Here is a 20,327-nt window from a genome sequence, read left to right on the forward strand (position 1 = left end):
CCTGTGGACAAGTCCTGGCCAGCGCTCAGCCGACTGGCGACTCCGTGCGCAGCGCGACCGCGGCGCGGACCAGCGCGGCCACCTCGGGGGAGCGGCTGTTCGGCGGCCAGCCGATCACCGTGGTGACGTCCGGGGCGTCGAGCACTGGGACCGCGACGTGTTCCGGCCACTGCCAAGCCCGGCTCGACGCGGGGATCACCAGCAGAGTCCGGCCGAGCGCGACGAGCTGGGCGAGCTTCGACTGGGTGCGCGCCTCCGGACCAGGACCGTCCGGGTAGCTGCCGTCGAGACGGGGCCAGCGGGCGATCGGCAGGTCCGGCACGTCGCTGACCTCGGCCATGGTCAGCGTTTCCCGCGCGGCGAGCGGATGTCCGGCCGGGAGGATCGCGACCTGGCCCTCGACCTGGAGAGCCTCGGTGTCGAAGCCAGCGAGGTCGTCGTACGGATGGTGCATGATCGCGACGTCAGCCGAACCGTCGCGCAGCAGACCGGCTTGTTCGCCGACCTCGCACAGCAGGATCTCGACGGGCGGCGCTGCCGGGGAGTCCAGAAGTCGTTGCAGGAGGTCGTGCGACGCCCCGGCTTTGGTCGCCAGCACCAGCGGATGAGTCCCGGCTCGGCGCGTGTGCCGGGCAGCGGCCGCGACGGCGTCGAGGGCCAGCCGGGATTCGCGGAGCAGTACTCGACCGGGCTCGGTCAGCGCGACGCCACGGCGGTTTCGTTCGAGGAGCTGGACGCCGAGCCGCCTTTCCAGCTGGGCGATCGCGCGCGAGAGGGGCGGCTGTGCGATCCCGAGCCGTTCGGCGGCGCGGCCGAAGTGCAGTTCTTCGGCGACCGCGGCGAAGTAGCGGAGTTCGCGGGTCTCGAGATCGTCCACCAGAGCCAGCGTAATACCTGGCGGGTATCACAGCGGACCTCATCGATCTTGGACGGGAGCCCGCCGCGCGCCAACCATGGACGGAGTGAACGACACGAAAATCGCGCTGGTCACCGGCGCGAACAAGGGAATCGGCCTCGCCATCGCGCACGGCCTCGGCTCGATCGGCTTCACCGTCGCCGTGGGTGCGCGGAACGAAAACAACCGCGAGCAGGCGGTCAAGGAACTGCGCGCCGCGGGCATCGACGCGTTCGGGGTCGCGCTCGACGTCACCTCCCAGGACAGCGTCGCCGCCGCGGCCAAATCCGTCGAACGGCTCGACGTCCTGGTCAACAACGCTGGCATCGGCGGTCAGCTCGACGGCGGCGCCCAGGACCCGACGACGCTCGATCTCGATGTGGTCCGCGCGGTCCTGGACACGAACGTCTTCGGCGTCGTCCGGGTCACGAACGCGATGCTGCCGCTGCTGCGCGAAGCCGAGTCGCCGCGCATCGTCAACATGTCCAGCAACATGGGTTCGCTGAAGCTGCGATCCGGCCCGATCCTCGCCGCTTACGCACCGTCGAAGACGATGCTCAACAGCATCACCGTGCAGTACGCCCGTGCGCTCGCCGACACGAACCTCATCGTCAACGCCGCCTGTCCCGGTTACGTGGCAACGGATTTCAACGGGTACGCCGGCATCCGGACACCCGAGCAGGGCGCGGCGATCGCGGTCAAGCTCGCGACCCTGCCGGACGACGGGCCGCGCGGCGGGTTCTTCGACGACGCCGGGGAAATCCCTTGGTGACGCCTCAGCCGCGCAGGTCGGCGAGGACCCGTTCGCGGTCGTTGAGGTAGCGGCAGTCGCGGACCGGCAGTTCGAACGAGTTCAGCAGCTTTGCGAAATCCGCGTACTCGTCCGGGTTGAGCTGGATGCCGGTCACCTCGAAGTGCGCGGCGAGGGTGTCGGCCAGCTCCTCCCATTCGCCGGACCACTGCAGATCCCGGTAGTGCTCCAGGTCCTCCGGCGGCATCCGGTCGGCGAGCAGGCGCAGGACGCTGTCGACGAAGTAGCTGATCCGGTTGCCCGCGCGGTCGTCGACAGTCGGGTTCGCCGGGTCCCGCGCGGCGTCCGCGTTCCGGACGACGCCGGGGCCCGGCAGCGGGTAGCTGGTGTGCACGAGACCGTCGCCGTTGACCAGGACGACCACGCGCACGCCGTACCGTTCGCCGACGCAGCGCCAGCGGCCGTTGTACTGCTGCCGCCGGGGTTCGCCCGGATCGTTGGCGACGTCCTTGACCACCGCGATGATCTGCTCGTCGCTCCATCCGGGCGGGAACTCGCACGTCGCCCTGCGTCCGATGCCGGAAGCGTGTCCACCGCCCACCTTCGGCTCCTCTCGTCGGCACGGAGCCTAACCCGGGCGCGGCCGTTCAGCCGAGTTGTGCCAGCACCAGGATCCCGAGCGCCAGCAGGTCCGGACCGCGGAACAGTTGCCGCATAAGGTTTGCCGGCATCGGACCGGCGGGGGTGTCGACGAAACCCGCGCTGCTGTAGTCAACCGGCTGCCGCGTGACGGTGCGCAACACCGACAGCACCGCTAGGGCGACGGTCACCCACGAGAGCGGCGAAAACGCGGTACCCAAAGCCAAAAGCGCCACTGAGAGCAGCCCGCACCACACCAGCGCGACCACAGTCAGCGCAACGCCGTGGGCGATCACCAGTTCCTGTGACGACGAGCCCAGCCACCTTCGCCGCCCCGGATTCCGCCACAGCACGCCGAGACCGGCCCCGAAAGGAGTAAGCGCCACGTACGCGCCGATCCCGACGAGCACCGGGCCGGGCAGAGTGGGAACAGCAACATGTCCGACGGCTACCGCGAAAGCCACTAACAGAACCGCGCCCGCGTACCGGGAACGGCCGACGATCCCGACCCACGCGAGCCGGAACGCGGCAGGCGTGCGCAGCGACCACGAACCGGCGGGCGCGGACTCCGGCAGCATCATCATCGGGTCGAGGAACGTCACCGCCATCGCGCGCAGTACCCGCGCGTTCCAGCCGTCGAGCAGCACGGCGCGGCCAGCACCGCTGACCGCCTCGCCGCCAAAAGCCAGCAACAGACCGCATAACGCGAGCGCCGCGCCGACGTACTGCACCGCCATCGCGTCGAGCCTCGCTGCGGCGATGACCACGCCAGCCACCGCGAGGAGCAGCGGTCCGGCGGCTTCGAAAAGGAACGCGGTACGACGCGCGGTGGTGAACGCGAGGATCGTGCCGCCCGCGACGACGGCAGCCGCGGCGCGCCACCAGTCGACCGAACTGCCGCCGACCGCCAGCATCAGCGCGGCGAGATATCCAAGCACCACAACAAATCCGGTGAGCACGCCGGCCAGCCGGGTCGCGACCACGCGGCGGCGGTCCACCTGGGCGAAGTCCATCCAGGTCAGCTCGGCCGGTTCGGCCCAGACGAAACCTCGGCGCAGCAGGCTTCGCCAGCCCACCGCGGCACACAACGCGACCAGGCCCAGCACCGCCGAATAGTCCACTGCGGACGGTCCAAAGAGGACTCTATGCCAGGCGTCGGTGCGGAAAAAGGCGGTGAAGAGGAAGCCGACACCGAAGATCAGCACGAACGTAGGACTGTCACCGCTGAAAATGCCGCCGAACCGCTTGCGGCCGGGCACACGCAACCGGGTCACCACAGTTCGAGCACGCTGTCTGCCGTGTCCAGCAACGGTTGATGGTGCGTGGCAACGACAACTGCCGCACCTGCCGCGGTGGAGCGGCCGATCAGTTCGACCAGCCACTCCTTGCCCGCGGTGTCGAGCGCGCGTTCGGGCTCGTCCAGCAACAGCACGCGATGCGGCCGCGCGGTGACGCCCAGCAGCAGCAACCGGCGACGCTGTCCGGCCGAGAAATGCCCCGCGGTGACGCGGGCTCGTTCGGCGAGACCCGCGTCGGCGAGCAATGCTTCGAAATCTCCCAGATCCTCGCCGAACGAGCCGGAAAGCAGCTCCAGATGCTGCATCGGAGTGAGTTCGGCGAAGAAGTCGGAATCGTCGAAGAGCACGGACACTCTGCGGCGGAAGGAAACGCTGCGTTCGTCCGGTTTGGCGCCATCGATCAGCACCCGGCCTCGCTGCGGTTGCTGCATCCCGTACAGGCACCGCATCAAAGTGGACTTCCCGACGCCGTTCGGCCCGACGAGCACCGCGCATTCGCCCGGGTCGACCGAGAAATCGAGATCCTCCAGCAACCACAGGTCACCGGCCTTCACGCCGAGCCCGCGGGCGTCCACTATCGGCGACACAGCAGCTCCACCATCGGGGCCAGCACTTCGAGGTTCGGCTCCAGGACCGTGAAATAGCTGAAACCGAACCGAGCGCGGTGCGCGACCAGCTGCTCAGCGATTTCCTCGACGGTGCCGACCAGGACCGTGGGCGCTTCGGCCAGTTCGTCCAGCGTAAGCATTTCGCCCACGCGCGCATGGATTTCCCGCAACGCGCCTTCGCGATCATCAGTGATCTGGACGAATTGCACGAGCAGGTTGAATTCGGCGTCGCGGCCCGCGAGCCGCTCGGTGACAAACCTCGTGCGCTCTTCGACTGCATCCGCCGTCGCCAGCATCAGCGGTGAACCGTCACGCACCTTTGCCGTGCCGCTGAAGGCAATCGTCGCCGCGTGCTCGGCGGCGAGCGACAGCAGCCGGTCGCCGCGGCCCCCGATCATCAGCGGGGGACCGCCGGGCTGCACGGGTTTCGGCGCGTATTCCGGATCCGCGTACAGCCGCGCGAGTTCCTTGATCGCGAATTCGAGGTGATCGACCCGCGCGCCCGCGCTGGGAAAGGGCATTCCGGCGGCTTCGAACTCCGCTTTGACATAGCCGGCGCCGAGCCCGAGTTCGAGCCGTCCGGACACGAATTGGTCCGTGCCCGCGACGTCGCGCGCGAGCAGCACCGGATTGTAGAACGGCGCGTTGAGCACGAAAGTGTTGAGCCGCACCCGTTCGGTGACCGCGCCGGCCAGCACGAGCGCGGGAAACGGCGGCGCGATGCCGAGGTGGTCGGCCACGCTCAGCACGTCGTAGCCGAGTTCTTCGACCCGGCGGCACTTCGCGACCCACTCGTCGCGCGAGCCGGGAAGCACCAGGTTCACGCCGAACCGGAAAGCCTTCTCCCCATCAGAGACCATGCGGCCCACGCTACCGTTACCCGAACACGAAGAAGGGGACGTCCGCGCCCGGTGCGAACGTCCCCTTCCTACCGCAGCTGTGGCGTCAGCCCAGACGCTGGGCCAGCGCGTCCAGCTCGTCCCGCAGCGAGGACGGCACCTCGCCGATCTTCGCGAACCACTCCTCGATCAGCGGCAGTTCCTCGCGCCACTCCTCGTTGCGGACCTCCAGCGCGGCCTGGATGTCCTCGACCGGCTCGGAAAGGCCGTCGAGGTCGAGGTCCTCGGCGTTCGGCACGAACCCGATCGGCGTCTCGACCGCGTTGCCCTTGCCCTCGACGCGCTCGAGCACCCACTTGAGCACGCGCGAGTTCTCGCTGAAGCCCGGCCACAGGAAGCGGCCGTCGTCGCCGCGCCGGAACCAGTTGACGTAGAAGATCTTCGGCAGCTTGTTCGCGTCGGCGTTCTTGCCGAGGTCGAGCCAGTGGTTGAAGTAGTCACCGGCGTGGTAGCCGAGGAACGGCAGCATCGCCATCGGGTCGCGGCGCACGTTGCCGACCGCACCGACCGCCGCGGCGGTGGTCTCCGACGACATGGTCGCGCCCATGAACACGCCGTGCTGCCAGTCGCGAGCCTGGTTCACCAGCGGCACCGTCGTCTTGCGCCGGCCGCCGAACAGGATCGCCGAGATCGGCACGCCCTTCGGGTCGTCCCACTCCGGCGCGAGGATCGGGCACTGCGACATCGGCACGCAGTAACGCGAGTTCGGGTGGGCGGCCTTCTCCTCCGAGTCGGGCGTCCAGTCCTGGTGCTTCCACGAGGTGGCGTGCGCGGGCTTGTTCTCCATGCCCTCCCACCACACGTCGCCGTCATCGGTGAGCGCCACGTTCGTGAAGACCGTGTTGCCCTTTTCGATGGTGCGCATGGCGTTCGGGTTCGTGTGGTTGTCGGTGCCCGGCGCGACGCCGAAGAAGCCGAACTCCGGGTTCACCGCGTACAGGCGGCCGTCCTCGCCGAAGCGCATCCACGCGATGTCGTCGCCGAGGGTCTCCGCGCGCCAACCCGGGATGGTCGGCTGCAGCATGGCGAGGTTGGTCTTGCCGCAGGCGCTCGGGAACGCCGCCGCGACGTAGTGGACCTTGTCCTCGGGCGAGATCAGCTTGAGGATCAGCATGTGCTCGGCGAGCCAGCCCTCGTCCCGGGCGATGACCGAGCCGATGCGCAGCGAGTAGCACTTCTTGCCCAGCAACGAGTTGCCGCCGTAGCCAGAGCCGTAGCTCCAGATCAGCCGCTCCTCCGGGAAGTGCGAGATGTACTTGGTCTCGTTGCACGGCCAGGCGACGTCCTTCTCGCCCGGGGCCAGCGGCTTGCCGACCGAGTGCAGCGCGGGCACGAACTCGGCCTCGGTGCCGTCGGCCTTGACGAACTTGTCCAGCGCGGCCTTGCCTGCCCGGGTCATCACGCGCATCGACGCGACGACGTAGGCGAAGTCGGTGATTTCGATGCCCAGCTTGGGGTTTTCGTCGCCGAGCGGACCCATGCAGAACGGGATCACGTACATCGTGCGGCCCGCCATGCAGCCGCGGTACAGCTCGGTCATGGTGGCCTTCATCTCGGCCGGGTCGACCCAGTTGTTCGTCGGGCCCGCGTCCTTCTCCTCCTTCGAGCAGATGAAGGTGCGGTCCTCGACCCGCGCGACGTCGCCGGGGTCCGAGGTGGCCCAGTAGGAGTTCGGCTTCGCGTCCAGCTTCACGAAGGTGCCGGCGTCGACCAGCTCCTGGTTGATCCGGGCGGCTTCCTCGTCAGACCCGTCGACCCACACCACGCGGTCCGGGGTGGTCAGCTCGGCGACCTCCCGGACCCAGGACAGCACGCCACTGTGCGTCGTCGGCGCGTTGTCCAGTCCGGGGATGGCGACTGCGGTCATCTCTACTCCTGACTTCCGACGACAAAAGAGCCCACACCGCGAACGACAGTGTTCTTGGTGCGGGCTTCGTTGCCGGCGACCGAATGGCTTCGCACACCGGCGGAAGACCGGTGTGCGGGTTTTGGGATTCCCCGACTGTAGCCGGATGGACGGCAGGTAACCGAGAGCTGACCTGTCGGTTCTCTCACAAGAACGATAAGGGAATCGATTCAGTTTCACCGGAACGGGCCAGCGCCGAAAATCTTTCCGCGTGGCCCGCGTCGCATTCGTGCCCGATGCCGGGAGCCGGTCTGATCAGTCCTGATCTTGCGGGCACGCTGCCGGGCGCCGGTTCGCCGGACGCGGGCGGATGACGCCAGGACGTGGCGGTGCCGGAAACGACGAAACGGGCCCGGCGCGCGGCCGGGCCCGTTCTCGTGTGACGTCAGTTACCGCGGACTCAGTTGGGGCTGATCCACTGCCCGGTTCCGCTGTCGATCTTCGCGACGCCGCTGAGCAGCTGCGCGCCCTCGCCGCCCCAGGCCGAATCGCTGCCCGGGTCGGCCGCCGCGTGGTTCGAGCCGCCGTCGGTCTCGGTCCACTGGCCCTGGCCGGTGTGCTCGAAGGTGTGGGTGGAGCCGTCCGCGCCGACCTGCACCGCGACGTCGGCCTGGCCGTCGCCGTTGGTGTCGGTGAACGCGATCGTGCCGCCGGACTTCGTCTCGACCACGGCGGTGTCGTTGTGCCCGTCGTGATCGGTGTCGATGGTGGCGACCCCGGCGTCGACGTTGCCGTCCGGAAGGTCGGCGTGGATGTGCCCGGTGGTCGAGGTGTCCTGCGAATGCGGGTCGGTGCCGTCGGAGCCGGACTGGCCGTGGCCGGATTCGACCCAGCTGCCGCTCTGCTCGTCGTAAACCGCCTGGTCCACGACGTGCCCGGTCGAATCGAGCACCGCGTAGTGATCGGCGACGCCGTCGTGGTCGGTGTCGGCGAACGCCTGCGCGGTGCCGTCGTCGTGCTCGACGACCGCGGTGTCGGAGACCCCGTCGTGGTCGGTGTCGTAGTTGACCTCGGCCTGGTACTCCTGGCCGTCGACGTGGACGGTCAAGGCCTCCGGGCCAGTCGCGTCGGTGCCGCCGCTCTCGTCGACCCACATGGGTTGGTCCCCCTTTGGTACGCCGGGTCTGCCGTTTCTCGCTCGGTATGACTCACGTTAGGCCGGTTCGGTTCCCGTCCACAAGCCGATCACCGCCTGCTCACGGCGGCAAGTCGGGCGGAAGGCCGTGGCCGGTGACGAAGACGCACCAGGTCCCGGCTTCCTCCCGGTTCAGCTCCAGCCGCGTGGTCGTCGGCGGATGCGCGGCTCGGCTGACCTCGGCCTCGAAGAACGCGCCGGCACCGGGGCCGGTGGTCGGCTTACCGAGGCTGATCCGGACGTTGTCCCGGATGAATCCCTCGACCGACCGCGTCGCTGGGTACTCGCTGGAGGCGTGGCAGTTGACGTTCTGCAGGCCGATCGGGTCGCGCTTGTTGACCGCGTCGACGTAAGCCTGGACGACGACTTCGGGCCCGCCTGCCGGGCGATGCACCTCGACGCTGTCGTCGGTCGCGACGATGAAGACGGCGAAACCGCCGCCAGCGAGCAGCACTACGGCACCGAGGCAGGTCCCGATGATCAGTCCGGTCCGGCGGCGCTTCTTCGGCGGTTGCGGCGGCTGCCACTGCTGCGGCGGCGGCCCGCCCCACTGCGGAGCGGGCGGCGGTGCTCCCCACTGCGGAGGTTGCGGAGATCCAGGTCCGTACGTCACCCGCTGATCATGCCCGATCGCGGACCGTGCGGATGCGGGAAAGCAGCGTTTCGGCCCGGGTATGGCCTTCGGTCACGTCCTTGAGGCGTTTCGAGACGATCGCGATCTTCTTCGCCCGCTCCTGCGCGCTCATCTTGATCGTCTGGTCCACCTCCTTCAGCTCCGCCTCGATCGCCTCGATGCGGCGGCCCAGTGCCTCGTCGAGGGCGAGCGACAGCTGCTGCTCAGCCTCGATGAGCTGTTCGGCGATCAGCTGGTCGAGCGTCGAGCGGGCGTCGGCGATCGCTTCGACCAGCCATTGCTTCAGATGCTGTTTGTCCGACGCGTGCTTGCGCGTGCGCGCCATCCACCAGCCCGCGCCGAGGCCGATCACGATCGTCGCCGGAAGCACGACCGGGTTGAGGATCGCGACGCCTGCCAACGGCAACGCGGCGATCTTTCCGGCACCGACGCCGCCGGAAATACCCATGAACACCAGCAGTTTGTCTTCGGCGGTCGGCGGTTTCTTGTCCGGCGGGCGCAACACGACCGGCGGGCCGCCGGCGCGGGCGAACTGAGCGCGGATCACGTCGAGTTCTTCGGCGGAGAACAGCTCCGACAACGCTGTGTTCGTCACCTGGTTCAGCCGTTGCGACAGCTGCATCGACACCCGCTGCGACGCGGTCTGCAGTGCGATGTCGACTTCCTGCGGCAGCGCGGCCAGTTCGTCGCGTTTGGCCGCGTCGATCCGCTGGCGGAAATGCGCCTGTGCCTCGCGCATTTCGCGGCTGCTCTCGTGGCCGACCTCGACCCGAGTGCGCTGGATTTCGCCGCGCAACCGCAGTTGCCAGCCGCGGGTGGAGGTGCGGCGCTGGGACTGGAGATCGTCGCGGCGGGCGCGGAGTTGTTCGGCTTCCGCTTCGCCGGCTGACAACGCACGGCTTTCCGCTTGCAGCTTCGCCTTGATCCCGGCCAGCGCGCTCGACAGCGAGCGGAGTGTGTTGGCTTCCTTGAGCATCATCGACCGGCCGACCAGCAGTTCCTGCAGCGCGACCTGCACCGCCGCGATGCCGGACTTCTCCCGCAGCATCGCGGCGACCTGCGCGTTCGGCGCTTTCGCGGCGGTCTCGAACACGCGGGCCGACACCGGGTGGAAGACCGCGTCGGCGAAGCGCGGCGCGTGTTCGGCGAGCAGTTGCCGGTCGGCTTCCAGAATCTCGCGCCAGCCGCGGAAGGCGTCGGTTTTGGCCAGTACGAACACCACCGTCTCGACCCGGTCCGCGACCTCGCGCAGGAACTGCAGCTCGGTGGAGGTGAACGGGGCCGACGCGTCGACCACGAACACCAGCGCGGTCGCGCCAGCGGCGGCTTCCTTCGCGAGTTCGCCGTGCAGCGAATCGAGCCCGCCGACGCCGGGGGTGTCGACCAGAGTCAGCCGTTCCAGCAGCGGGACCGGGCCGGACACCTCGACGTAGCGCGGCGGCAGCTGTCCCGGCGGCAGTTCGTGCGAGGCGGACACCCAGTCGACCAGCTGCGTCAGCTCGAACGGGACCGACGCCAGCTGGCCGGGGTAGCAGGCCTGCGCGCCCCACTGCTGCGCGTGCTCGAAAACGAGGTAGGTCGCGGTGGCCACGTCAGCGTCCACAGGGGACAGTCCCGGGGTCGCGAGCAGGGCGTTGACCAGCGAACTCTTCCCGCGGTTCGTCTCGCCGACGACCACCACGGACGGTTTCTCCGAACGGGCCTTGCGCTGGTCCTCGACCCACTTCGCGGCCTGCGGATCCGCCTCGCGGACGACGCCCAGCAGCTGTTCGCGAGCGGCCTGGACCTGTGCGGGAAGCGTCGGTGCGGTCACTGCGCCCGCTTCGCGTAGACGGTGACGATCGGCGCGCGCAGCAGCCGGTCCTGGTCGGCGAACCCGACGACCTCGGTCTCCGCGACGACGCCTTCCAGCTCCGGATCGTCGGTGGGCACCGCACCGCCCGCCTCGTGGCGAGCCGGGTCGAAGCGTTCGCCCTCGGCGCGCAACGCGGTGACGCCGATGGCGGCGAGCCCGTGTTCGAGCCGTTCCACGACGCCGCTGCTGCGGGCGCGGTCCAGCGCGTACAGGCACAGCTGGATGAGCGCCTGCCGGTCGGAAAGCGCGCGTTCGAGGTCACCCGGGGCAGCTACGAGGTCCACATCGGGATCCGACGCATCCGCCGCCGCGGCGGTTCCGTCCGCCTCGGCGATGATCCGCGCGAGAGCCTCCGCGCTGATCTCGCCGGTCGGCGCTTCGGCCGCGTCGGCAGCTTCCTCGTGGCCGAACCACGCCATGGAGACCCTCCCCTGGTCGTCTCGTGATTCCACCAGTTTGCGGTACCGCGCCGCGCGGCGGGGGCGGATCACTCAGACGGGCCGAGAATCCGGGTCAGCAACTGCCGCAGCACCGCCTGCTCGTGCTCGACGTCCAGGCCGGGATCGAGACTCGCGCGGGAAAGCAGCGCGTCGACCAGTGCGACGACCCAGTTTCCCGCGTCGGCCGGGGCCAGCATGGGGGAGAACCGGCCGGTCCGGACGCCGCGTTCGATCAATCCCACGAGGCCGACGCGCATGACGTCGTCGTTGCTGCGGATCAGCTCGTTGAACTCCGGATCGCGGGCGGCCTGCGCGGCCGCTTCGAGGATCAGCCGCACGACGCCGGGCAGGACGATCGCCGACGTCATCCGCGCGACCACCGCGAGCACGCCTTCCCACGGGTCGGCCATTTCCACCGCGGTGGCGAGCAGTTCCTCGTTGTCGGCGGTGTCCGCCTCGAAAATGCCGACGAAGACCGCGCGCTTGCTGGGAAAGTAGTGGAACAGGCTGCCGGAGCTGATCCCGGCGGCGCGGCAAATGTCCGCGGTGGAGGTCTTTTCGAAACCGTCGCGCGCGAAGCACCCGGCTGCCGCGTCGAGAATCGCGCGTCGTTTCGCCGCGTGCTTCTCCGGATCGACCGTCCTCACCACGGGGACATCATCGCTCAGGCGGTGGTTCGTCGAGCCAGGGGCGGCCATGCGCGGTGAACGCTTCGGCCAGTTGCCGCCTGGAGAGGTCTGTCTTCTCCCTGGCGATCTCCCGGTCGTTCTCGCCGAGCAGCACGAGTTTGCCGTCGTCGACGAACACCGCGGCGAGGGGAGTGTCGATGCGCCGGCGGCGTTCGCGCCGTTCGAGGGTGACGCGGGTTGCGGACACCGTGACGATCAGCCGGTCCCACGCCCACATCCAGGCGAACCCCACCCCGAGCAGCACACCGACGACGACCGCGCCGATCAGCCGCCACGGCTGCGGGATCTGGTGCAGCAGCCGGAACGGGCCCTGCACCGGGAACCACGGCAACGACGTGATCCAGTCGGCGAGCGCCTGCACGCCCCAGCCCAGCAGCGCCCCGGCGGCAGGGCAGGCCAGCCAGGACCCGCGGCGCACCCACGCCGGTTCGTCGACCACTGTCTCCATGCCGAGCAATATTAGACCGAGTACTCGGTTTATGAATACCCGGCCTGGTCCGCAGTGAAGTACTCGCCGGGGGAGGTCAGGCGAGTTCGTGGATCAGCGAGCGCATGGCCTGGTCGAGCGCCGGGACGTCCGCGGCCAGCCGGGACGACACCAGCAGCTGGTGCTCCGCCGTCCGCAGCCACACCCGGCCCGCGACCGGGATCTCCAGCACCGACAGCCGGAACGGGCGGGCGCGACGGCCCAGCTCCACCTCGGTCTCGCGGACCAGGCGGCCCAGCCGTTCCCCGGCGAGGATCTGGCGGCGGTGGAAGCCGGACGAGACCGGACGGCGGGCGGCGGCGAAGTGTTCAGCGGCGGCGGGCGCGAAGTGCTGTGCCGCGAGGTCGATCGCCGAACCGTCGCCGGGAGCGGGGCTTTTCCGGCGGGTGCGCGCGGAACCGCGCTCGCGGAGGAAGGTCAGCAGGCCGTTCCACCACGGTTCCCACTGCGCCTGCACCGCCGCGCGGTCGAGAGCGGGCGGGACGTGCACCGGGACCGCGGGTTCCACCGGCGGCAGCAGCTGGCCGTCGGCGATCGAGAGCGCGAGCACGTCCCGGAGGAACAACGCCACGTCGACGTCGTGGTCGCTCCCCCAGTTCACCCGCCACGAGGTGGTGTCCTCCAGCCGCACGACATTCAGCCTACGCGTCGCGGACGAGTTGTTTACTGTTCGCGAATCTGTTGCCAGATCAGGAAATAGGCGCGGTGCACGACGTGGGCCACGCGGCTTTGCGCCGGGGTCGCGCCGAAAGACGCGAAAGACCGCCACCAGCCCGCGCGTTCCAGCGCGTGCGCCGCCAGCTCCGGACGCGGGGCCCCGGGAAGGCCGAGCTGCGCGCCGATGTCGGCGTTGCTGCCGACCCGAAGCACCTCTTCGGCCAGGTCTTCCGGCATCTCGACCGCCCCCGACGCGACGAGCGTCAACGCTTCCAGCAACCGCAGCTGATGCGCTTCCGGACGGGCCAGCAGCACCTCGATCGCGTCGTGCACGCGCTGCCGTTCGCCCGGGTCGCCGGACGCGTGTGCCAGCGCGGTCACCGACGCCAGCGCGGCCGCGGCCTTGATCCCGTCCGCGCGCGCGGCGAAGACGATCGACAGCCGGCGGCGGACCGCGTCGAGTCCGGAGATGTCGAGGAGCTTGCGCCGCAACGCTCCCGCGGTGATCTCCGGTTCCGCGCGGATCTTCTCGACCGCGCAGCGGATTCCGAAGAGATCGAGTTTCTCCAGCAGCCGCAACCGGATTCCGGTCGGGATGTCGCACTCCCAGCTGGTGAAGATGTCGGCCGCGATGAGCATCGTTTCGAGGACGTCGTCGTCGAGCGCGGCGAGCTGGCCGAGCGCTTCGGCATCGGCGGAGGTGAACCCGCCGGACTCGGCCGATTCGGCGATCAGGCCGATCACCGGCAGCACGTCCGCGACGCGCGGCTTCAGCGTCGCGGCCTGCTTCTCGGCGAGCAGTTGCGCGGCCTTCCAGACGTCTCCGCCGGAGCCTTCGACAGTTTCCGCGACGATCGTGTCCGCCTTGTTCAACACGGCGATCGCGTTGACCGGACCCGCGTCCCGGCTCGCGGTCGCGGCGGTGAACGCGGCCAGCGCCTGCTGATCGTCCGCGCGCACGCCCTGGGTCACCACGTACAGCACGGCCTCCGCGCCCGCGACGGCGTTGCGCGAAGTGTCGTCGAGGTCGTCGGAACCCTCGTCCTGCTCGGCCGCGCCCAGCAGCTGCTCGGTCCGCGACACCGAAGCGGCGTCCAGCGAGCCGAGACCGGGGGTGTCGATCACCGTCATGTCCTGCAGGACCGCGTTGGTGAGGTAAGCCTCGAGGTGCGACACCTCGGAGATGTCGACGCCGAGCTCGGCCGGGATCGACCCGTCCGCGGCGAACGGCAGCACCTGCTTGCGACCGTCGAGGAACACCACCTCGACGCGGTCGACGGTGCCGTACTGGAACCGCGTGACCAGCCGCGTGCACTCGCCGACGTCGGTGGGCGCGACCAGCCGCCCGATCAACGCGTTGACCAGCGTCGACTTGCCCGATTTGATCCGCCCGGCGACCGCGACCTGCAGCGGCGCGCCAAGCCTGCGCAGCACCTCGGCGAACCCGGCGGCGGTGCGCGGGGACACCTGGGACCGCAGCCGGTGGCACAGCTCCGCCACCGACGCGGACAGTGGGCCGGCGAGCCGTCCCCGTTCCGCCGCTGCCGTCACCGCCCCGGCCCCCTTCCGGCTCGTTCGCTCACCTGAGCAGGAATCGTCGCATGCCGGTCATCCTTCGGTCGCACCGAAGGTGCTACCCGGGGCCGACGCGGCCGCCCGCGCCGCGACCTACTGTTGAGTCGTGCGACGGCTCAGCCTGTGGATGCGTGGCCACCCGATGGTGGGCGACTCGCTGCTGGCGTTCCTGCTCGCCGCGTTCGACATCCTGATGTTCGCCAGCGGCGGCGTCGACCCCGAACTGCCCGGACCGGAGTGGTTCGTCGCGGTCCCGATCGACCTCGCGGTGGTCGCGCCGCTGGTGTTCCGCCGCAAACGGCCGCTGATCGCCGCGTACGCCGCCTACGTCATCTCCTACGCGCACGGCGCGCTCGACCTCGGGGTTTCCGGGCTGGCCGCGCTCGCGATCAGCCTCTACTCGGTCCAGGTCTACGTCGGCCGGAAACAGGGGCTCATCTACGGCGGCGCGTTCGTCGTGGCCATGGTCGTCACCGCGATCGTCAAACCCGAGCCGTCGATGTTGGCCCAGCTGGTGTTCAGCGCCTTCACCATCGCCTTCTGCTGGCTGCTCGGCGAATTCATGTACGCCCGCCGCGCCTACCAGCGCGAACTGGAGGCCCGGCTGCATCTGCTGGAGACCGAACGCGACCAGGCCGCGCGCATCGCGGTGGCCGAGGAGCGCGGCCGGATCGCCAGGGAACTGCACGACGTGGTGGCGCATTCGGTGAGCGTGATGGTCGTGCAGGCCGACGGCGCGGCGCTCGCCCTGAAATCGAATCCGGAGCTGGCCGGACGCGCGCTCGGGACGATCTCCGAAACCGGCCGCGGCGCGCTCGGCGAACTGCGCAGGCTGCTCGACGTGCTGCGCAACGACCGCGGCGACGACGAACCGCGGGTGCCGCAGCCGGACGCGACCGCGCTGGGCGACCTCGCCGACCGGATGCGCGCCGCGGGCGTCCCAGTCGACCTCGCTCTCGGCGACGGGCTGGACGAACTGCCCGCCGGGGTGTCGCTCGGGATCTACCGGATCGTCCAGGAATCGCTCACCAACACGCTCAAGCACGCCGGGGCCGGGGCGAGCGCCGCGGTCCGGGTGCGGCGGACCGGCGACCAGGTCGAGGTGGTCGTGCGCGACGACGGCGCGGGACGCGCGCGGCGGCTCGAACAGGTCGGCGCGAACGGGGCTGCGGCGACGGCCGGGCCGGCGATCACGGCCCGGCAGCCGGTGCCGCGGCTGTCGGTCGCGGGCGGGAACGGGCTGATCGGGATGCGGGAGCGGGCGCACGTGTACGGCGGGACACTGGAGGTAGGCCCCGCCGCCGGCGGTGGCTGGCAGGTGCGAGCGGTGCTGCCGGTTAGGTTGAACTCGTGATCCGAGTGGTGGTCGTCGACGACCAGGAACTGATGCGCGTCGGGTTCCGGATGGTGCTGGGCGCGCAGGCCGACATCGACGTGGTCGGCGAGGCCGGCGACGGCGCGCAAGCCGTGCGGATGGCCGCCGAACTGCGGCCCGACGTGGTGCTGATGGACGTGCGGATGCCGGTGCTCGACGGCGTCGAGGCGACGAAGCAGATCGTCGCGGCGGGTACCGCGCGGGTGCTCGTGATGACCACCTTCGACCTCGACGAGTACGTCTACGCCGCGTTGCAGGGCGGCGCGTCCGGCTTCCTGCTCAAGGACACCCAGCCGGACTACCTGGTGTCCGCGCTGCGTTCGGTCGCCGACGGCGACGCGGTGATGTCGCCCTCGGTCACGCGCAGGCTGCTCGACCGGTTCGTCGGCGCCGGCGGTTCGGAAATGCGCGATCCGGCCGAACTCGACGTGCTGACCGACCGCGAACGCGAAGTGCTCGTGCTGATCGCGAAAGGCATGTCGAACGTCGAAATCGCCGAGACGTTGTTCCTTTCCGAGGCTACGGTGAAAACACACGTCGGGCGGATCCTGTCGAAGCTCGACCTGCGCGACCGCGTGCAGGCGGTCGTCCTCGCCTACGAGACCGGGCTCGCCCGGCCGGGGATCGGCTGAAGCGTCCAATTCGGACACTGTCCACACCGGACCCCGCTGCGGATTTCGTAGCGGGGTCCGCGCGGATCGGGCAAAGTTCAGGGTCGGCTCAGGGGCATCCCCCATCCCGCTCCACCCTGGGACACGATTGAGTACTACTCAGGTCGGGTAGCCGGTTCGATCCACAGGATGACGCGAAAACGGCCGCGCTGAGACAGGATGAATTCCGTTAGCACCGCCGTAGAGGGAGCAGGGGATGATCGAGGCAACAGGTCTCACCAAGCGTTACGGGAGCACGCTCGCGGTGAACAACCTGTCGTTCAGCGTGGCAGCGGGGAAAGTCACCGGATTCCTCGGCCCGAACGGCGCCGGCAAGTCCACGACCATGCGCATGATCCTCGGCCTGGACAACCCGACCGCGGGCCAGGTCCGGATCGGGGGAAAGCTCTACCACGAACTGAAGGAACCGCTGCGCGCGGTCGGCGCGCTGCTCGACGCGAAATGGGTGCACCCCAACCGCTCGGCGCGAGCGCACCTGCAGTGGATGGCCCGGTCCAACCGGATCCCGGCCGCGCGGGTGGAGGAGGTGCTCGACACCGTCGGGCTCACCAGCGTCGCGGGCAAGCGGGCGGGCGGGTTCTCGCTCGGCATGTCGCAGCGGCTCGGAATCGCCGCGGCGCTGCTCGGCGACCCGGAGGTGCTGCTGTTCGACGAGCCGGTGAACGGCCTCGACCCGGAGGGCATCCTCTGGATCCGCAAGTTCATGCAGCGCCTCGCGGCCGAGGGCCGGACCGTGTTCGTGTCGAGCCACCTGCTTTCGGAGATGGCGCTCACCGCGACCGACCTCGTGGTCATCGGCAAGGGCCAGCTGATCGCGCAGTCCACCACTGAGGAATTCGTGGCGCGGGCCGCGGAAAACACCGTGAAGGTGCGCTCGCCGCAGCTTCCGGCGCTGCGCCAGCAGCTGATCTCCGCCAGCGCACAGGTCACCGACGCCGGCGAAGCGCTCATTGTGTCCGGAATGGACAGTGCGAAGATCGGCGAGATCGCCGCTTCGGCGAACCTCGTGCTGCACGAGCTGAGCCCGCAGACCGGCTCGCTCGAACAAGCCTTCATGCAGATCACCGGCGACTCCGTCGAGTACCACACCGGGCTCGAGGCAGAGGCGCAGCAGGCCGCGGCCATCCGCTGACCACACTCTCGTTGGGAAGAGAAAAATCATGACTTTGCTCGCGGTCGAACGCATCAAGCTCTTCACCACCCGGTCGCCGTGGTGGTGCGCCCTCATCGCCGTCGCGCTCACCGTCGGCTTCGCCGGCCTCATGGCCACCGCGTTGCCGAGCGGGGAAACGATCTCTGTCGCCAACACCCAGGCCGGGCACCAGTTCGGCATCGCGGTGATCATGGTGCTGGCGGCGCTGTCGGTGACCACCGAATACCGCTTCGGCACGATCCGCACCACGTTCCAGGCGGTGCCGCACCGGGGCAGCGTGCTCGTCGCCAAGGCCACCGTCGTCGCGCTGCTGTCGCTCGTGATCGGCGAGATCGCCGCCTTCGGCGCGTGGGCGCTGGGCTACGCGATCCGTCCGTCGGACTCGGTGGCGCTGCAGACCTCCGCGGACTGGATCAACGTCGCGGGAGTCGGCGTGGTGTTCGCCTTCGCCGCGGTGATCGCGGTCGCCGTCGGAACGCTGATCCGGCACAGCGCCGGTGCGCTCTCGCTGCTGCTGATCTACGTGCTGGCAGTGGAAAGCCTCGTGCAGCTGATCCCGACCGTCGGCCCGAAGATCCACCAGTGGATGCCGTTCAACGTCGCGGAGCGCTTCCTCGGCGGTTCGGCTTCCTCGCGGGGCCCCGGCCTGCCGGACGCGGTCCTGTCGCAGTGGGGCTCGCTGGCCTACTTCGCCGGGGTGGCCGTGGTGCTGCTGGCCATCGCGATCGGCGTCGCGAAGAAGCGCGACGCGTAAAGACCCACAGGGGCGTTCGGACGAGTCAGGCGGGGGCCGGGCGGAGCCGAACAAGGGGAAAAAAGGGGAAAAGGGAACAAGATCCGGGTCGCCATTCGGGGGGCGGCCCGGATCTTTCCGTTTCGGTAGAGTTCGGGTCCACGAGAAGGGGGACGGCGTGCTCCAAGCGACTGGACTCACCAAGTCCTATGGCGACACCGTCGCGGTGCGGGACCTGACGTTCACCGCGGAAGCCGGTCGCGTCACCGGGTTCCTCGGTCCGAACGGTGCGGGCAAATCCACCACGATGCGACTGCTGCTCGGGCTCGACGCGCCCACCGCGGGCACCGCGCACATCGAGGGCAAGCCGTACCGGCAGCTGTCCGATCCGCTGCGCACGGTCGGCGCGCTGCTCGACGCGACGTGGCGGCATCCGGGCCGTTCCGCCCGTCAGCATCTGCGGTTCCTGGCCGCGACGAACGGGCTGCCGGACCGGCGCGCCGACGAGGTGCTGGAACTCGTCGGGCTGTCCGCGGTGGCTCGCAAGCGGGCGGGCACGTTCTCGCTCGGCATGCTGCAGCGCCTCGGCATCGCGAGCGCACTGCTCGGCGACCCGCGCGTGCTGCTGTTCGACGAACCGGTCAACGGGCTCGACCCGGAGGGCGTGCACTGGGTGCGCCAGCTGCTGCACGGGCTCGCCGCGGAAGGCCGCACGGTGTTCGTGTCGAGCCATCTGCTGCCGGAAATGGAGCAGACCGCGCAGGATCTCGTCGTGATCGGCCGCGGCCAGCTGATCTACCAGGGCACGATGGCCGATTTCGTGGCCCGCGCCGGATCGCGCGGGGTCCGGGTGCGCACGCCGCACGCCGACGCGCTGCGAAAGGCGCTCACCGAAGCGGGCGCGGTTTTCACCGAGGATTCCGGTGCGTTCCTGGTGTCCGAATTGGACAGTGACGCGATCGGCGAACTCGCCTACGCCGCACACGCGACGCTGCACGAGCTGAGCCCACTGGCCGGTTCCCTCGAACACGCCTACCTCGAATTGACCGGCCAGGCGGCCGAATTCACCAGTGGAGGTGCGCGGTGAATCTGCTGCGGGCGGAACGCATCAAACTTTTCAGCACTCGCGCGCCGTGGTGGTGCGCGCTGATCGCGGTGGCCGCGCCGATCGCGTTCACCGCGTTGTTCCTCGGGCTTTCCGGGGCCGAAATCACCGCGGACGTGAGCAATACTCAGCTCGCCACGAGCACCGGCCGCACGGTCGCGCTGGTGCTCGCGGTGCTCGCCGCGACGGCCGACTTCAGCTGGGGCACGCTGCGGCTCACCTTCCAGGCGGTGCCGACGCGGACGCCCGCGCTGCTCGCCAAGGGCGCCGTGGTGTGCGCGGTCTGCGCGGTGCTCGGCCTGCTCGCCGGCGTCGGCTCGTGGGGGATGGCACACCTCGTGCGCCCGGACGCCGACCTCAGCCTGCACTCCGGGGCGGACTGGCGCATCGTGTTCGGCCAGATCCTGACCTTCGCGCTGACCGGGCTGCTCGGCGTCGGCGTCGGCCTGCTGCTGCGCAGTTCCGCGCTGGCGCTGGCGATCGTGCTCGTGTGGACCCAGCTGGTCGAGGGCCTGGTGCTGCTGATTCCCAAGATCGGCAGCGATCTCTACCAGTGGATGCCGTTCTACGCCGCTTCGCAGTTCGCCGGTGGCGATTTCACCAGGACGACGCTGAAACTGTCGCCGCCTTTCGGACCGTGGGGTTATCTCGCGTATTTCGCGGCGATCAGCGCGGTGTTGTTCGCCGCGGGCGTGGCCACCGCGAATCGGCGGGACGCCTGACCTGCACGTGCACATTCCCGATTGCGCGGCGGGCATTCGGATTAAATTCACGTAAACCGGTGTGGCTTCTCTCACAGGGAGCGGACATACTGTCGGAAAG

At 69.5% G+C, this 20,327-nt stretch carries 21 protein-coding genes; 7 read left to right on the plus strand and 14 right to left on the minus strand.

What is annotated here, in order from left to right; genetic code table 11:
• Positions 1-25 precede the first annotated feature (25 nt).
• Entirely contained in the window at positions 26-877 is an 852-nt protein-coding gene (locus L3Q65_RS35510) for a LysR family transcriptional regulator (RefSeq protein WP_182892934.1), read from the minus strand.
• 76 nt (positions 878-953) lie between these two features.
• Here L3Q65_RS35510 and L3Q65_RS35515 point away from each other — a divergent pair, with 76 nt between their 5' ends.
• Positions 954-1,667 carry an SDR family oxidoreductase gene (locus tag L3Q65_RS35515; protein ID WP_182892935.1) on the plus strand — a complete coding sequence of 238 codons (714 nt, stop codon included), beginning with the start codon at positions 954-956 and terminating at the stop codon, positions 1,665-1,667.
• A gap of 4 nt (positions 1,668-1,671) precedes the next feature.
• Here the strand turns inward: L3Q65_RS35515 and L3Q65_RS35520 are convergent, their stop codons facing one another.
• The 13 genes from L3Q65_RS35520 to L3Q65_RS35580 form a co-directional block, all read right to left on the minus strand.
• The gene (locus L3Q65_RS35520; RefSeq protein WP_182892936.1) at positions 1,672-2,247 is read right to left on the minus strand and encodes an EndoU domain-containing protein; all 576 of its coding nucleotides are present in this window, start codon (positions 2,245-2,247) and stop codon (positions 1,672-1,674) included.
• 46 nt (positions 2,248-2,293) lie between these two features.
• Entirely contained in the window at positions 2,294-3,562 is a 1,269-nt protein-coding gene (locus tag L3Q65_RS35525; protein WP_237597647.1) for a DUF6297 family protein, read from the minus strand.
• Positions 3,556-4,161 (minus strand): ABC transporter ATP-binding protein, encoded by a 606-nt coding sequence (locus L3Q65_RS35530; RefSeq protein WP_182893034.1) that lies wholly within the window; start codon positions 4,159-4,161, stop codon positions 3,556-3,558. Before L3Q65_RS35530 ends, L3Q65_RS35525 begins: the two co-directional genes overlap by 7 nt.
• Positions 4,158-5,051 (minus strand): TIGR03621 family F420-dependent LLM class oxidoreductase, encoded by an 894-nt coding sequence (locus L3Q65_RS35535; RefSeq protein ID WP_237597649.1) that lies wholly within the window; start codon positions 5,049-5,051, stop codon positions 4,158-4,160. Before L3Q65_RS35535 ends, L3Q65_RS35530 begins: the two co-directional genes overlap by 4 nt.
• 85 nt (positions 5,052-5,136) lie before the next feature.
• A complete protein-coding gene (locus L3Q65_RS35540) occupies positions 5,137-6,957 on the minus strand; it encodes a phosphoenolpyruvate carboxykinase (GTP) (RefSeq protein WP_182892939.1) in 1,821 nt (606 codons plus the stop codon).
• A gap of 439 nt (positions 6,958-7,396) precedes the next feature.
• Positions 7,397-8,092, minus strand: coding sequence for a DUF6802 family protein (locus tag L3Q65_RS35545; RefSeq protein WP_182892940.1), 696 nt, complete (start codon positions 8,090-8,092; stop codon positions 7,397-7,399).
• Positions 8,093-8,192: 100 nt separating this feature from the next.
• Positions 8,193-8,744, minus strand: coding sequence for a hypothetical protein (locus L3Q65_RS35550; protein WP_182892941.1), 552 nt, complete (start codon positions 8,742-8,744; stop codon positions 8,193-8,195).
• 7 nt (positions 8,745-8,751) lie between these two features.
• Entirely contained in the window at positions 8,752-10,578 is a 1,827-nt protein-coding gene (locus tag L3Q65_RS35555) for a dynamin family protein (RefSeq protein ID WP_182892942.1), read from the minus strand.
• A complete protein-coding gene (gene grpE, locus L3Q65_RS35560; RefSeq protein ID WP_182892943.1) occupies positions 10,575-11,039 on the minus strand; it encodes a nucleotide exchange factor GrpE in 465 nt (154 codons plus the stop codon). Before grpE ends, L3Q65_RS35555 begins: the two co-directional genes overlap by 4 nt.
• A 68-nt stretch (positions 11,040-11,107) precedes the next feature.
• The gene (locus L3Q65_RS35565) at positions 11,108-11,710 is read right to left on the minus strand and encodes a TetR/AcrR family transcriptional regulator (protein WP_237597650.1); all 603 of its coding nucleotides are present in this window, start codon (positions 11,708-11,710) and stop codon (positions 11,108-11,110) included.
• A 7-nt stretch (positions 11,711-11,717) separates the two neighbouring features.
• Complete coding sequence (locus L3Q65_RS35570) at positions 11,718-12,197, minus strand: hypothetical protein (RefSeq protein ID WP_182892945.1); 480 nt, start codon at positions 12,195-12,197, stop codon at positions 11,718-11,720.
• Between the two features lie 76 nt (positions 12,198-12,273).
• Entirely contained in the window at positions 12,274-12,867 is a 594-nt protein-coding gene (locus tag L3Q65_RS35575; protein WP_067577726.1) for a hypothetical protein, read from the minus strand.
• Between the two features lie 32 nt (positions 12,868-12,899).
• The gene (locus L3Q65_RS35580; protein WP_182892946.1) at positions 12,900-14,444 is read right to left on the minus strand and encodes a dynamin family protein; all 1,545 of its coding nucleotides are present in this window, start codon (positions 14,442-14,444) and stop codon (positions 12,900-12,902) included.
• Positions 14,445-14,610: 166 nt separating this feature from the next.
• Here L3Q65_RS35580 and L3Q65_RS35585 point away from each other — a divergent pair, with 166 nt between their 5' ends.
• The 6 genes from L3Q65_RS35585 to L3Q65_RS35610 all read left to right on the plus strand — a co-directional run bounded on the left by L3Q65_RS35585 (position 14,611) and on the right by L3Q65_RS35610 (position 20,227).
• Positions 14,611-15,822: a sensor histidine kinase gene (locus L3Q65_RS35585; RefSeq protein WP_237600983.1), complete on the plus strand. Its 1,212-nt coding sequence runs from the start codon at positions 14,611-14,613 to the stop codon at positions 15,820-15,822.
• Complete coding sequence (locus L3Q65_RS35590) at positions 15,819-16,475, plus strand: response regulator transcription factor (protein ID WP_037364307.1); 657 nt, start codon at positions 15,819-15,821, stop codon at positions 16,473-16,475. Before L3Q65_RS35585 ends, L3Q65_RS35590 begins: the two co-directional genes overlap by 4 nt.
• A gap of 235 nt (positions 16,476-16,710) precedes the next feature.
• Positions 16,711-17,646 (plus strand): ABC transporter ATP-binding protein, encoded by a 936-nt coding sequence (locus L3Q65_RS35595; protein WP_182892947.1) that lies wholly within the window; start codon positions 16,711-16,713, stop codon positions 17,644-17,646.
• A 28-nt stretch (positions 17,647-17,674) separates the two neighbouring features.
• Positions 17,675-18,421, plus strand: a complete 747-nt coding sequence (locus L3Q65_RS35600; protein ID WP_182892948.1) for an ABC transporter permease — start codon at positions 17,675-17,677, stop codon at positions 18,419-18,421.
• 157 nt (positions 18,422-18,578) lie between these two features.
• Complete coding sequence (locus L3Q65_RS35605; protein ID WP_182892949.1) at positions 18,579-19,487, plus strand: ABC transporter ATP-binding protein; 909 nt, start codon at positions 18,579-18,581, stop codon at positions 19,485-19,487.
• Positions 19,484-20,227 (plus strand): hypothetical protein, encoded by a 744-nt coding sequence (locus L3Q65_RS35610; RefSeq protein WP_182892950.1) that lies wholly within the window; start codon positions 19,484-19,486, stop codon positions 20,225-20,227. Before L3Q65_RS35605 ends, L3Q65_RS35610 begins: the two co-directional genes overlap by 4 nt.
• Positions 20,228-20,327 lie beyond the last annotated feature (100 nt).

This window comes from Amycolatopsis sp. FU40, from assembly GCF_021903635.1.
GTDB classification, from domain to species: Bacteria; Actinomycetota; Actinomycetes; order Mycobacteriales; family Pseudonocardiaceae; genus Amycolatopsis; species Amycolatopsis dendrobii.

Excerpts from the sequence above, each read along its gene's own strand:
- L3Q65_RS35515 (WP_182892935.1), top strand. The coding sequence starts at position 954 with ATGGACGGAGTGAACGACACGAAAATCGCGCTGGTCACCGGCGCGAAC.
- L3Q65_RS35535 (WP_237597649.1), bottom strand. The coding sequence starts at position 5,051 with ATGGTCTCTGATGGGGAGAAGGCTTTCCGGTTCGGCGTGAACCTGGTG.
- L3Q65_RS35540 (WP_182892939.1), bottom strand. The coding sequence starts at position 6,957 with ATGACCGCAGTCGCCATCCCCGGACTGGACAACGCGCCGACGACGCAC.
- L3Q65_RS35545 (WP_182892940.1), bottom strand. The coding sequence starts at position 8,092 with ATGTGGGTCGACGAGAGCGGCGGCACCGACGCGACTGGCCCGGAGGCC.
- grpE (WP_182892943.1), bottom strand. The coding sequence starts at position 11,039 with ATGGCGTGGTTCGGCCACGAGGAAGCTGCCGACGCGGCCGAAGCGCCG.
- L3Q65_RS35570 (WP_182892945.1), bottom strand. The coding sequence starts at position 12,197 with ATGGAGACAGTGGTCGACGAACCGGCGTGGGTGCGCCGCGGGTCCTGG.
- L3Q65_RS35585 (WP_237600983.1), top strand. The coding sequence starts at position 14,611 with ATGGTGGGCGACTCGCTGCTGGCGTTCCTGCTCGCCGCGTTCGACATC.
- L3Q65_RS35595 (WP_182892947.1), top strand. The coding sequence starts at position 16,711 with ATGATCGAGGCAACAGGTCTCACCAAGCGTTACGGGAGCACGCTCGCG.
- L3Q65_RS35600 (WP_182892948.1), top strand. The coding sequence starts at position 17,675 with ATGACTTTGCTCGCGGTCGAACGCATCAAGCTCTTCACCACCCGGTCG.